We start from the raw sequence: 13,482 nt of genomic DNA, 5'->3' as shown, positions 1-13,482 counted from the left end.
AAGATGTCACCGGGTTTGATAATACTGATATCACCGTAGCCAATGCGAATGTCAGTAACTTTGTGAAAGTTGATGCCAAAACTTACACCTTTGATGTCACTCCCGCTGCTACTGGTAATGTCACCGTTGATATTCCCGCAGCCCAAGCTACGGATACAGCCGGTAATAACAATATCGCAGCCGCGCAACTGACTCGCACCGCTAATATCACCACACCTATTGTTGATGTCACTCCACCTACGGCTAACTTGGCAGCAATTGCTGACATTACTACAGCCGACGGTACAAGTCAGACATTGACAGTTACTTTCAGTGATAGTAATGGAATTGATGTTACCAGTTTAGATAATTCCGATCTTGTTGTAAATTGGTCAGGTGGTGCTATTCCTGCTAGATTTATTAGTGTTGATACTAATAGCAATGGTACGCCCCGCATAGCGACATATTCGTTTACTCCCCCAGGCGGAAGTTGGGATAATACTGATAATGCTACTTACACTGTTAATCTGCAAGCAAGTCAGGTGAAAGATGCACTTGGAAATCAGGCTGTTGCTGCTAGTTTAGGAACTTTTAACGTTAATGTACCTGTAACAACACCAACTCCTGCACCTGTAACAACACCAACTCCTGCACCTGTAACAACACCAACTCCTGCACCTGTAACAACACCAACTCCTTCACCTGTAACAACACCAACTCCTTCACCTGTAACAACACCAACTCCTGCACCTGTAACAACACCAACTCCTGCACCTGTAACAACACCAACTCCTGCACCTGTAACAACACCAACTCCTGCACCCGCACCAACACCGACACCAACATCTGGGGAAACGCCCACACCCGCACCAACACCAACTCCTGCACCATTCGTAAGGCCAATACCAACACCAATACCAACTCCTGTACCATTCGTAACGCCAACACCCGCACCGACACCAACACCTGCGGAAACGCCCACACCCACGCCAACACCTGCGGTAACGCCCACACCAATAACTAATAACATCCCCAACGATGACTGCATCTGCGATGACATTGACTATCCCAATTTAAACCAACCGAATTCAGTTGAAAACACCATACTTGGTGTACCGGGCATTCAAATAGGCACTGCCAAAAATGATGAATTTCTCGGCAGCAACACGGGCAATATATTCGATGCCAAATCCGGGGATGACAACTTGTATGGTGGCGATAGCAGCGACATCCTCAACGGCAACAAAGGCAATGATTTTATCAGCGGTGGCACAGGTGATGACATCTTATTTGGAGATGAAAATAATGACATTGTTCTTGGCAACTTGGGCAACGATTTAATCTTTGGAGGCAAAGGTAATGACTCCATAAATAGCCGCGAAGGTGACGACATCGTTTATGGGAACAGAAATGATGATTTCATCGACGGCGGCAAGGGTAATGACAGCTTATTTGGAGGCAAAGGTGATGACATAATCCTTGGCAGTGAGGGAGATGATTACTTGTTGGGAAATCAGGGTTCGGATACCATCTGTGGCGGCGAAGGTAACGATTTTATTAGCGGTAATGAAGGCGCAGATATCTTGGGAGGGTGCGAAGGAAATGATACTCTTTACGGTGGGGAAGATAATGATACTCTCCTGGGCGGAAAAGGTGATGATTTCCTTTACGGAGAATTGGGCAATGACAGTTTGATTGGCGGTAGCGGCAATGATATCTTTGTCTTAAATGCAGGTCAAGGATTTGACATTATTGCTGATTTTACCGCAGGTCAAGATGTGATCGCACTAACCGGAGGTTTGAGCTTTAGCCAGTTAGCAATAACTCAAAATACTCAGGGTACAATTATCAAAAATGCCTTGACAGGAGAAGAGTTAGGTGTGATGATTGGAGTGAGTGCCAATTCGCTAACAGCGGCTAACTTCATGCTGGTTTAGGGAAGAATGAAAAGTGCGATCGCCCATTAAATCCACAAAGGGCGATCGCACTTAAATCCAAATCAACAATTGATCTCACATCTGACGCTGAAATTCCTCCAAAACATCCATCAACTTAACTTGACACTGCATCGGAATCAAATCGGCCAGCGGTACTTCTCGCTTGCCGCCGCCCAACTTGATGGAAATTCCTTGCAAAACTCCTTGAACTTTGTCAGTATCTAAATTGCCCTTTTCTAGCATTGAATAAAGTTGTTGGGCGACAACCGTATGCAGGTGGGCATCGCGGAGATACAAATGCCACTTGGCAATGTCAATGTAGACATTTTCGCCGATTTCGGCTGCTAAGGATTCGATCGCCTGAGTAGTATTAGCCATATAAAAAGCAGAAAGTTATTGGTGATCCGTCAAAAAAAGTTAACCAATCGCCGACAACTGCCTTCAGCCAGAATCTTTGGTGACGGGCGAATAATCGGCGATCGCAAAAATGAAAATCGCGTGGGCCAAAACTACTAAAGCCCATACACCCGTTACCGAAACTGCCCAAGGCCAATCAGCCTTTTGCAAATTGTGAACAAACCACAAAACAGAATTGGTAGCAGAAAAAAGACCGACATGGATAGCAAAATTCATCCGGTCATCTAAACGGCGGTACTCTGGATCGTTGCGATCGGGTTTGCGGGGCCAACGAGGAGGCATAGTTTTTCACATGATATTAGTAGTTCTGTGCCTATTTTAATCTTAAGCGCAGCTTTTTGAATTCTGCATCCCTCTCAAGACAGGAAATTTATTCCTCTAAATTTTGATAATCCCCCGATTTGCCACCGCTTTTGCTTACCAGACGAATCGATTCAATGGCGATCGACTTGGACAAAGCCTTCGCCATATCGTACAAAGTCAGCGCCGCCACCGAAACCGCCGTCAGCGCCTCCATTTCCACCCCAGTTTCCGCCTTAATCTTCACCGTCGCCCGAATTTGATACCCCGGCAACCCAGCATCCGGTATCACCTGCACCTCAACGCTACTCAGGGGCAGAGGGTGACACAGAGGAATCAAATGCGCCGTCTGCTTGGCCGCCATAATCCCAGCCAGCCTCGCAGTGCCCAACACATCGCCTTTCGGCGCATTCCCCGCTTCAATCGCAGCAAACGTATCCGCCGACATCCGCACCCGCCCCGCGGCCACAGCTTGCCGCACAGTTGCCACTTTCGCCGAAACGTCCACCATTTGGGCTTCCCCGCTGTTGTCGAGGTGAGTTAGCTGCGGGCGATCGGGCAATTTAGAAATATTTTGAGAAAGGTCTTGCATTATTTTGAGAATGGTGTTACTGTTAAATTCTGTGCGGAACAGAGATTGTTCAATTTTAGATTAAATCTAAAATTTCAACTCTCCAAGCAACAGGGGCTTGTAGCTTAGTTGGATAGAGTGCATGGCTACGAACCATGAGGTCGGGGGTTCGAATCCCTCCAAGCCCATTTTAAATCGATAAATCCTCGTAGGGAAACTCGTAGGGACACAGCAATGCCGTGTCCCTACAATTAATTGCGGTAGGGAAACGGCATTGCCGTGTCCTCCTCACTATCCATTATTTTGCGGTAGGGAAACGGCATTGCCGTGTCCTGAGTTGCTATCATTCCGGTGCAACCGGAATTGATACCAAAGCATAGACATCTTTGCCGCGCCCGATCGCAAATTGCAGCGAATGAGACAAACTCTTGCTAGACAAAGTAACAAAAATCAGGAAAGCTAACACACTAACAGCAGCCGCCAAACCAAACATATTTCTGTAGCCGACTTGTTCAGCAGCAAAGCCTAAAATCGGGCCAGCCAGCGCAATTCCCAAATCAAACCCGCCAATACAAAGCGAAAACAATCGGCCCCTTTCTTGAGGTTCGCACCTGTCCGACATCAGCGTCACCATCATCGGCATAACAGTACCGCCCGCCGCACCTTCAAACAAAGCTGCGATTAAAAAAGCATTGCTGTTGTTAGCAAAATACAACAATAACATCGACACGGAATAACAGATCAAGCCGGCAGAAATAAACAAACCGCGGCCGTATTTGTCCGAAGCCCGCCCCGTCAACAACCGCAGACCGAAACTAGCCACGGCCGCCGTAGAATAAAATAATCCCGGATTCAAATTAACCTTAGTTTCTTGGAGAAACAAAGGCATAAAAGTGCTCAAAGTTCCGAACACCAAACCAACCAACAATAACACCAAAGCCGGAATCCGCACCCTGGGATTCCACAACATTTGCCAGTATTTTTGGCGTTTTTTTTCCTCAAATAGCGAATCGGATTTTGTTAACTCAGCAAAATTAGGTTCGGCAATTTTGGTAGTGAGAAATACACCAATAGTAGCTAAAGCCGCCGACATCGCAAACAAAAAAGGATAGCCGAGCCCAGCTTGCACAAAGCCGCCAATCGCCGGGCCAAAGGCCAAACCGATAGGAGTTACCAAACTCATGTAACCGATTAATTCGCCCCGCTTTCCTGGGGGCGACAAATCTGTTACCAAAGCGCTGTAAGCTGTGGTAAAAGCGGCGATGCTAATGCCGTGAAAAGCTCTGATAAATAACAGTAAGGGGATAGATTTAGCGAACAGGTAGGTTAGAGGCGCAACTGCAGCCACTGACACCCCTAGCAGCAAAACTTGTTTTCGCCCCCTGCTGTCGGCTATTTTTCCTAACTGCGGCCTCGACAGCAAAAGCCCGATCGCAAATGCACCCATCACAAAGCCAATTTGCTGTTTTGTACCGCCTACAGATTGAACGTACAGCGGCAAAGTTGGCAGCAGCGAAGCCAAACTCGACCAAAATAGCAAGCCTGCGGCAAACAAAGTCAGCAAGCCGCGTTTGCGTTGGGGCTCGATGTCCCTAAAAATATTCAAGATGCGAATTCCCTTTAAATTTTCTGAGTGCGCTCAAGCTGAGGTCAAGTGTATCTATCATTGTGTTGCAATTTCTTAATATTTGCAACTAAAAAAGTTGATATTCTACTCACAGTCAACCGCAAACAGTCAACAGTCAACCGCAAACAGTCAACAGTCTTACCAATTAACCTCTGCCATTTCCTCTATCACCCGTTGATAAACCCACTCGGTTTCCATCGCCAACTTCGGCCAACTAAACCGGCGTTCCAAATCCTCATAAGCATTGTCAACCAACCACTGCCCGTAACCAGGATTTTTCAGCACTTCCAAAATTCCCCAAGCCAAAGAATCCTGATTGTTGGCCTCAGTAACAACACCAGTTTTAGTATGCTGCACAACTTCGGGTAAGCCGCCCATATTGGAAACTACCACCGGCACCCTGGCTGCAAAACTTTCTAACGCTACAATCCCAAAAGGTTCGTAAAGACTGGGAAAAACCGCGCAGTCAGCCACCGTCTGGAATTTGTCGAGATGTTCCTCAAACATAAAGCCGGTAAAATAACACTTATGCCAAATCCCTAAATCCCAAGCCAGATGTTTGAGAGAGTCTGTATTGCCACCGCCAATAATTACAATTTTAGCTTTCCCCCCCATTTCCCAAATTACTTTAGGTGCAGCATTCAAAAATACAGAAATACCTTTTTCATAGCTAATTCTTCCTACATAATAGACTATTTTTTCATCGTCTGCTGCAAATTTACGGCGGAAGCTCATCGCATCAAATTCGTGCCGCCTGGGTTTTTTTTCGGCTCTAATTCCGTTGTAAATTACCTCTATTTTGTTCCACGGAGTCGCTAGTACCCGTTCGGCTTCCCGCCGCATATAGTCGCTGCAAACAATTACCCGCCAAGCGTTGTATGCGAGGTTGTTTTCCTTGTTGTGAATGTAGCGCTGTCCATCGTTGTGGATGCCGTTGAAGCGCCCGTATTCGGTGGCGTGGATGGTGGCAATTAGGGGGATTTTAAAGGTATGCTTGAGGGCGATCGCCGCATCTCCCACTAACCAGTCGTGAGCGTGGATCAGATCGAAGGAGCCTTCTTCTAGTATCAGTTTGCCACCAAGGTGGCCCATGCTTTGGTTGAGGTTGGCCACCCAGTGAAAAAAGTCCGTGGCCTGTCCCACTACCACCCGATGCACCTGTATTCCTTCTACCACTTCATACATCGGCGCGTGTCCGAACTCTACAGTAATTAGGTGAATCGAGTGGCCTAGCTTCACCAATTCTGGATACAGTTCCGATACGTGGCGAGCGATGCCGCCTACTATTCTGGGAGGAAATTCCCAGGCTAATACCAAAATTTTCATATTTTTGTGCTCCCAAGAATTTATATATCTTAATGTTGATTCTTGACTATTTTAGTGTATAATTCAAGACCTAATTTTTGGGCTGGGTGCAAATTTATGCCCGAAGGCTGACAGCATGGAAAATTATGCAGAAACCGGGTGTTTGCAGGAATTGCTCGATCGCCCGAAGGCTGCCTCCAAAACCCGGTTTCTGCAATAGTTGGGCTGCGCCAGTTTCGGGCGATCGGGCTTACCCTTGCTTCAAAATCGGTTCTAATTCGCGGCGAAAACTCATCCAAGCAGCCGCCGATGCAGAGTTGGAAGCAGCACCCTTACGCATCAAAATCGCGCCGTCTTCAAAGCCAACTATTCCGTATTCTCCTGATTTGGAAATTCGATCGATCTGCGGGACGATCGCCTGCAACTGTCCCCGTTCCCGCCGAAACGCAGCCTGGTACTGCTGTAACTGCCACATATCGGCAATTACGTATTCCATCTTCACCGCTTGCCCCGCATCATTACGCAGTTCAAACATCGGAAACCTGAGAATTTCGCGGCGGCTTGACAAAATCGGCACAATACTATTCGTTGCGGCCACGCTAGCATCCGCAGGAATTTGAGCCAAAAGTGGCCGGACTTGAGAAACGTGCTGCCACTGTCGGATCAAAGGAACCTGCACCCAAGGGGCGATCGCATCGGGTAAAATCCAAGAAAAAGTCCGATTTGGGTTAGACGTGAAGGTAAAAAATAGCGACAAGCAAATGCAAAACCCCCAAAAGCGGCGAAACTTTGAAGACGAAGGGAAAGGCAAAACCGCTGAAGGAAAACGCAAAATTGTTTGTTCTCCCCTCTTAATTTTATCCTCTTCCTTTTGGCGATCGGCCCACCACAAAATCGCCCCGTAAAACAGCCCTGGAACCACAGTCATCGCATAGCGAATATTAATCGCCAGCACAGACTCTCCTTTCGCTAAAAATAGCTTCAGCAGCGGAAACCCAGCGATCGCCCAAGACGCAGGCGCGAAGGCCGGAACCAAAGCTAACGGCAACCACTGACCGAGCAGGTATTTAATTTTACCAAAGAACGGCGTAAATAACGCAGCCGCCAACCTGCCAGGATTGCTAACCATTCCCCAAAGAATTTCTAGCGTCGAAGCTTCCTCTCCATCGGCATATTGACCGAAGCGTTCAATCATAAACCGCTGGGAGATGTCCGCAGAAAACAAAGGCATAATCAGATTCGTCAGGACGATCATGTAACCAAAACTGAGCGCGCAGACAGCTAAACCAGTCCGAGGATAGCGTCGGCTCAAAATTAGATAAACTCCCACCCCAAATAAAACAACCCCCCCATCTTCTCGCACAGCCAAAATTAAAGTGGCCAGAACCCCAAACAATGGCCACCAGCGCTTCTCCATCGCCAGCAGCAAGCTAAAAACATAAAGCGGAATTTGACAAACATCATGAAAATTGCCCAAAGTCGGGCCGATCACCGCGTTAGCGCAATAATAGCTCAACACAATGGCCGCCGACAGTCGCGGTTCTAGATAGTGTCTGGCGAGAACCCAGAGCACTAAACCAGCCGCCGTAACTAAAGTCACCTGCAACACCGTCAAAGTGACAGGCGAGGGAAACAAAGAGTAAATAGGCAGCCACAGCATCAATGCCGGGGTGAAATGCTGCCCCAATCGGTAATAGGATACCGACGGGAGCTCATTTTGGTGAACCACGTTAGTGGACAAAGCCGAAGACAGGGAACTCTCAAACAAATGACCCCGAGTGCCGTTCCAAAAAAGTTGATTGAAAATGCCTTGGTCGTAAGTAGCGTAAAAGTTGTAGTAGCGGTGCAGCGTCAGCAGCAGGCACAGCACAAAAAAGGCCACCGCCACTTTTACCACCACCTGCAGCGACTCGTTTTTCTTCCATCTCAAAAATGTCATTGGCCCGCCGTAATGAAATCATCGGACATTAGCATAAATCTAAAGCAAGTAGTGAACTACCCATCAGCAAGCGGAGTACCACTATGCTGGGAGCTTCCAGTCTCAACGGGAATTGCATCCGACAACACCGAAGGCTTGCCACCACGACTTACATTCCCTCCACTGGCAGAAGCACTGGTTCCCAATCCCCAAATCCGCAAGGCTTCATCCCTAATGTTTTTTGCCGCATTGATATCTCTATCATTGCAACTTCCGCATTTAGGGCAATTCCAATGGCGAACGTTCAAAGGCATGGACGATACTTTGTGGAGGCAATTGTTGCAAGTTTTAGAACTCGGAAAAAATCTGTCGATCTCGATATAGAGTTTTCCGATTTTTTCAGCTTTATACTTGAGCATTGTTCCAAACAGTCCCCATCCAGCATCACTAATGGCTTTAGCTAGACAGTGATTTATTACCATACCCTTGACGTTGAGATTTTCTACTGCAATAACTTGGTTTTCGTTGATTATCTTGCGGGATAGCTTGTGTAGAAAATCTTCGCGCACTCTCTTGATTTTAGAGTGAACTTTAGCCACTAATCTTCTAGCTTTATTTCTCCGATTACTCCCTTTTTCTTTACGATAGAGTTTTTGTTGTTTACGCTTCAGATTGCGACTGTGTTGTTTGAGGTGCTTAGGATTAGCATATTTACTGCCATCGCTAGTCACGCAAAAATCTATCAGCCCAACATCTAAGCCGATCGCCTTACCATTAGCTCTCCCTTCCGGTGTTTCTTGTCCATCATCAACTAAGACACAAGCATAGTAGTTACCATCTGTATTCTTGGAGATAGTAACTGTTTTTATAGTACCTTCAATTCTCCGATGAATTCGACAATGGACTTCCCCAATGATCGGAAGTTTGATGCTGCTATAACCTAGTTTGACATTTTGAGGATAACTAATTGACTGTCTACCATGCTTCGATTTGAAGCTAGGATATCCAGCGCGTTTATCAAAGAAGTTTTTATAAGCAGTTGAGAGGTTTAGAGCCACAACTTGTAGGCACTGAGAATAGGCATTAGACAACCAAGGATATTCCTTTTTGAGATGAGGAAGCAAGCCTTGTACAGCACCTATAGTCAGCCCTTTTCCCGTATTTTGATAAGTTTCTTGGCACAGATTCAAGCTATAATTCCAGAACCATCGACAACAACCAAAAGCACCAGCAAAATATATCTGCTGCTCAGTTGTCGGATAGATTCGGAGTTTATGAGCTTGGTACATTATCGAAAACTTGGGTTAGCGATAACTATCATGGCACTATACTTGGACAAAACCAAGGAATTTGCTCCTTTCCTCATACGCCGCCTCAAAAAGTGAGAGCTGCATGAAGAGTCAATTTGTTCGGCCCAATCGACGGGCTTCGCTCGCCTTTCATCCCGCCGAAGACAAGGAGTAACGATGTAGCGGGAGAATTCCCGTCTGTCCAGTTAAAGTAGAAGTGAAATAACTCGGCTCGCCAATGGTCAATTATTTTCACCCGATCGAAAAAGTCAACAGCGTCAATCCCACACCAGGCACCGGCGACACCGACAGTTCTCCCGAACTGCCGGCCAATCCCGCACCGCTTTTACAGCTTTTGCTGTTCGTAGACAAGCGTTCCTCTTCTAGGGAACAGACCAGACACATCCGCAAGTTTCTACAGGATTTGAAGGCAGAGTGCGATTTCGATCTTCAAATCGTCGATGTAGGAGAACAGCCGGATTTAGCCGAACACTTTAAACTTGTAGCTAGTCCCTCCCTGCTCAAAATTCATCCAGAGCCCCGACAAACTCTCGCCGGCACCAATCTGATCGCCCAACTCAAACAGTGCTGGCCCCGCTGGAAGCGTGCTGTAGAAGAATACGCCGCCCAGCAGCAGTCTGCCCCAGCTCTGACGGCATCAGCTCTGGCAGACCCAAAACCAATTTATTCGGTTGCTTGCGCTACTGAGCTCGTGCAACTTGCGGATGAAGTTTTTCGGCTAAAACAGGAAAAAGAACACCTGCAAGAGCAGTTGCAGTTGAAAGACCGGATTATTGCGATGCTGGCTCACGACTTGCGGAATCCTTTGACGGCGGCATCTTTGGCTTTGGAGACTTTGGAGTCAACTCAGAAGGTGAAAGAGGGGGAAAAGTCGCGTTTGACACCCGCTCTGGCGGCTTATTTAATGAAACAAGCCCGCAACCAAATCCGAATTGTCGATCGAATGATTACAGATATCCTCGAAGCGGCCAGGGGGACAAACGCTCAACTTCACATCCAAACAAAAAAAATTGAACTGGGAGCGATTTGTCAAGATGTAATCCTGGAATTTCAAGATAAATTTCAGGCGAAAAGTCTGAAATTAGAAATAGACATTCCCGCAGATTTGCCCTTAGTTTATGCCGATCCCGATCGCATGAAACAAGTGATTGCTAACCTGCTAGACAACGCCAACAAGTACACCCCAGAGGAAGGAACTGTTAGTATTTCTATGCTCCACCGCACTGCTTACAAGGTTCAAGTGAGCATTTGTAACAGCGGCCCTGGTATTCCTCAAGAAGATTGTGCAAGCATTTTTGAAGACAGCTTTCGCTTGCAGCGAGATAAATCAAAATACGGTTACGGCATTGGGCTGTCTCTTTGTCAAGGCATTATCCGCGCCCATTACGGTCAAATTTGGGTGGACTCTGTACCCGATCGAGGCACTTGTTTTCACTTTACTTTGCCTCTTCAAAAATAGTTGACTGTTGACTGTTGACTGTTGACTGTTGACTGTTCAACTCGATCGCAGTGCAGCGATAATCTGTTCGTTGGCTTTGGGGAAAGTAAACTGGTCAATTTCGTCGAGTGACACCCACCGAATTTCATCGCACTCGATCGTTTGCAGTTCCCCGCTGACGTGGCGGCAGTGGTGTACGTAGAGTCTAACTGTAAATTTAGTGTAGTCGTGGTCAATTGTAATCAGGCGATCGCCCACTTCGACGACAATTCCCAACTCTTCCATAATTTCCCGTTGTATGCAAGCTTCGATCGTTTCCCCAGGCTCTATTTTACCGCCCGGAAACTCCCAAAACCCCCCGTGCAGTCCGTGTTGTCGGCGTTTGTCAATCAAAATTTGTTGTCGGTCATTCCAGATCGCAGCAACGCCGATAACTTTGTGGGGTACAGGAGAAAGAGACATATTATATTAATTGGGAATTGGGAGTTAGTAATTTTAGAATAATATCAATAATTATTCAATTATTTAATCTCATATCAAATCTAAAATCTAAAATCTAAAATCTAAAATATTAAGCCCCCATCTTCCGAGGGGGGCTTGACATTTGCAGAGATTAAATGTTAGTAACCGACTAATCTTCCGAGCCGTGTCTCTCACTGGCTTGTATCGACTTTTCAAAAGTCATGCGCTGTTCGGCATTTTTGAGAAAATAACCGCTAATCATGGCCGAGGCGAGCAATCTACCCAAATGTTCGCGACTGGTAGTCACTGTCACCCCGAAGTGTTCCGAAGGCAAATTTCCCAAGAGTCCGACAATATTTCGCTCCATTACTTGAAACACTTCATGAGAAGTCGGTTTAGACAACTGAGAAACAGTGTCGGGAGCCATTGACTGCACGTATTGCCATAATAAATTGGCATTTTCTCCGTCTTCTTCAAAAAATTCTGGGGACTTATTAGATGAATTACTCACGAGTACCTCCGTTTCAGAGACAGCTTATTATTTGAGATGCGGGCAGTTAAATTAAATAACCCTTACCTTATCCGATCGCTGTTGATCTTTATTACTAAGTAATTACTAATGTAGCAGGACAGTCGGCACAACCAAGTGGGCACAACCGAATTAAAGGCGACGGTTTTTACGATTTTAGATTGGGGATTGGCGCTCGGGTGTGTCCGGGCGCAATCCCCAATCTAGCTAGCTGGCGAGATAATCGTTGATATCTTGCTTGCGCTTGCGGAGTTTGGTCAAGGCTTCCCGTTCGATTTGCCGCACCCGTTCCCGACTGATGTTGAGTCGATCGCCTATTTTTGCCAAAGTTAAGGTTTGACCGTCTTCTAAACCGAACCGCAAGGCGAGGACTTCTCGCTGTTGCTGAGTCAGTTCCGCCATCAGTTGATCTAAGTCAGTCCGCAGGGAAGATTGCAGGGCAAAATCTTCTGGGGTAGTACCTGTATCTTCCAACAAATCGCCCAACTCTGTATCTTGATTGTCTCCCACGCGCAAGTCTAGGGAAAGCGGGAGGCGCGCGCGATCGAGATATTCGCGAATTTGCTTGGGAGTCAAATCTAACTCAGCAGCCAATTCAGCAGGAGTAGCCGCGCGGCCGAGCTGTTGAGCTAGCTGGCGCTGAGCTTTTTTAATTTTGTTGAGTTTTTCGGTAATGTGGATCGGCAGGCGGATGGTGCGACCTTTTTCGGCGATCGCCCGCGTAATTGCCTGACGAATCCACCAATAAGCATAAGTTGAAAATCTGTAGCCCTTTGTCGGGTCAAATTTTTCTACTCCCCGCTGCATCCCGATCGTCCCTTCCTGAATGAGGTCGAGTAAATCTACGTTGCGCTTGATATATTTTTTGGCGACAGACACTACCAGGCGGAGATTTGCTTCCACCATTTGGCGTTTGGCCCTTTCGCCGTGGTCGATCGTCCGCTGCAACTGTGCCTCAGACAGCCCGACTGCCTGTGCCCATTCAGCCGCCGTCGGGTCGCGGCCTAACTCTTCGGCTAAAATCTTTTTCTCCTGATGCAGTGCGGCAGATCGCTGTACCTGTTTCCCGTAGAGTATTTCTTGCTCATGGGTCAACAGGGGAACGCGGCCGATTTCCCGCAAGTAAGCACGAACAGAATCTGTATCTGAGGACTTAAGAGTTTTCATGAGCTTTTCCCGCTGAGGATCTTTGCCTATAAAGGTTTGCGACTACCGCAAACCTTTAGTTTTAGTTGAGAAGGAAAGCGGGCGGGGATTTGCGCTTTCCTTCCATTTAAAGAGGCTTCGTTTTATGGTAGCTAGCTGCTACTCCCACTCAGCACCATCTCAGGTTAGGTTTTGGTTGGGGGATGCAAAATACTACTTGTGTTAAGAATCTTAACATTTGTGAGAGCGGTTGGCTACATTTCTTTACATTTATTTCATGCAAGCCTGCACAGTTGGTACGAGAGTACCGGCAAACTAGGTTCAGAGTTGCATCAATATAAACAAAATCCCGGAAATCTCAGAGGGGGTGAAGGGGCTGACAGGTGTAAGTTTTCGCATGGCAAAATCCAGCAAACAATTTACAGTGCAACGGTTTTAGGCTGTGGCTTCTGAAAACCTCAAACTATTATGATGCGATCGGGCTTTTACCAAAAAACCTACACCCGTCAGGGAAGATGGGGTAAGGGGGAGATGGGGTGAGGG

At 46.9% G+C, this 13,482-nt stretch carries 12 protein-coding genes and 1 tRNA gene; 3 read left to right on the top strand and 10 right to left on the bottom strand.

Annotated features, from left to right (window positions below; all coding sequences use genetic code 11):
• The coding region (locus AACV78_RS09465; RefSeq protein WP_228042669.1) for an Ig-like domain-containing protein at positions 1–1,916 on the top strand (1,916 nt) is incomplete at its 5' end.
• Positions 1,917–1,991: 75 nt separating this feature from the next.
• Here the strand turns inward: AACV78_RS09465 and AACV78_RS09460 are convergent.
• The 3 genes from AACV78_RS09460 to moaC all read right to left on the bottom strand — a co-directional run bounded on the left by AACV78_RS09460 (position 1,992) and on the right by moaC (position 3,225).
• Entirely contained in the window at positions 1,992–2,294 is a 303-nt protein-coding gene (locus AACV78_RS09460) for a DUF3181 family protein (RefSeq protein ID WP_194009537.1), read from the bottom strand.
• A 63-nt stretch (positions 2,295–2,357) separates the two neighbouring features.
• Positions 2,358–2,615 (bottom strand): 2TM domain-containing protein, encoded by a 258-nt coding sequence (locus AACV78_RS09455; RefSeq protein WP_194009538.1) that lies wholly within the window; start codon positions 2,613–2,615, stop codon positions 2,358–2,360.
• Positions 2,616–2,703: 88 nt separating this feature from the next.
• Positions 2,704–3,225: a cyclic pyranopterin monophosphate synthase MoaC gene (moaC, locus tag AACV78_RS09450; RefSeq protein WP_194009539.1), complete on the bottom strand. Its 522-nt coding sequence runs from the start codon at positions 3,223–3,225 to the stop codon at positions 2,704–2,706.
• 93 nt (positions 3,226–3,318) lie between these two features.
• On the opposite strand from moaC, the gene AACV78_RS09445 reads away from it, so the two are divergent.
• A tRNA-Arg gene (locus AACV78_RS09445) sits at positions 3,319–3,392 on the top strand.
• A 155-nt stretch (positions 3,393–3,547) separates the two neighbouring features.
• On the opposite strand, the gene AACV78_RS09440 is transcribed toward AACV78_RS09445, so the two are convergent.
• The 4 genes from AACV78_RS09440 to AACV78_RS09425 all read right to left on the bottom strand — a co-directional run bounded on the left by AACV78_RS09440 (position 3,548) and on the right by AACV78_RS09425 (position 9,343).
• Positions 3,548–4,810, bottom strand: a complete 1,263-nt coding sequence (locus tag AACV78_RS09440) for an MFS transporter (RefSeq protein ID WP_194009540.1) — start codon at positions 4,808–4,810, stop codon at positions 3,548–3,550.
• A 159-nt stretch (positions 4,811–4,969) separates the two neighbouring features.
• Complete coding sequence (locus AACV78_RS09435) at positions 4,970–6,157, bottom strand: glycosyltransferase family 4 protein (RefSeq protein ID WP_194009541.1); 1,188 nt, start codon at positions 6,155–6,157, stop codon at positions 4,970–4,972.
• A gap of 229 nt (positions 6,158–6,386) precedes the next feature.
• Positions 6,387–8,075 carry a DUF2079 domain-containing protein gene (locus tag AACV78_RS09430; protein ID WP_194009542.1) on the bottom strand — a complete coding sequence of 563 codons (1,689 nt, stop codon included), beginning with the start codon at positions 8,073–8,075 and terminating at the stop codon, positions 6,387–6,389.
• Between the two features lie 56 nt (positions 8,076–8,131).
• Positions 8,132–9,343 (bottom strand): RNA-guided endonuclease InsQ/TnpB family protein, encoded by a 1,212-nt coding sequence (locus AACV78_RS09425; RefSeq protein WP_194009543.1) that lies wholly within the window; start codon positions 9,341–9,343, stop codon positions 8,132–8,134.
• 238 nt (positions 9,344–9,581) lie between these two features.
• Between AACV78_RS09425 and AACV78_RS09420 the strand changes: the two genes are divergently transcribed.
• Positions 9,582–10,823, top strand: coding sequence for a histidine kinase (locus tag AACV78_RS09420; protein WP_194009544.1), 1,242 nt, complete (start codon positions 9,582–9,584; stop codon positions 10,821–10,823).
• Between the two features lie 36 nt (positions 10,824–10,859).
• Here the strand turns inward: AACV78_RS09420 and mutT are convergent, their stop codons facing one another.
• From mutT to AACV78_RS09405, 3 genes are all read right to left on the bottom strand, one after another.
• On the bottom strand, positions 10,860–11,264 hold the full coding sequence (mutT, locus tag AACV78_RS09415; RefSeq protein ID WP_194009545.1) for an 8-oxo-dGTP diphosphatase MutT: 405 nt from the start codon (positions 11,262–11,264) through the stop codon (positions 10,860–10,862).
• A 169-nt stretch (positions 11,265–11,433) separates the two neighbouring features.
• Positions 11,434–11,775: a DUF760 domain-containing protein gene (locus AACV78_RS09410; RefSeq protein ID WP_194009546.1), complete on the bottom strand. Its 342-nt coding sequence runs from the start codon at positions 11,773–11,775 to the stop codon at positions 11,434–11,436.
• Between the two features lie 225 nt (positions 11,776–12,000).
• Positions 12,001–12,960 carry an RNA polymerase sigma factor, RpoD/SigA family gene (locus AACV78_RS09405; RefSeq protein WP_194009547.1) on the bottom strand — a complete coding sequence of 320 codons (960 nt, stop codon included), beginning with the start codon at positions 12,958–12,960 and terminating at the stop codon, positions 12,001–12,003.
• Positions 12,961–13,482: the final 522 nt, after the last annotated feature.

The sequence above is a fragment of the Tychonema sp. LEGE 07196 genome, assembly GCF_963890365.1.
Lineage (GTDB): Bacteria > Cyanobacteriota > Cyanobacteriia > Cyanobacteriales > Microcoleaceae > Microcoleus.
This window is presented reverse-complemented; position numbering and strand designations above follow the sequence as displayed.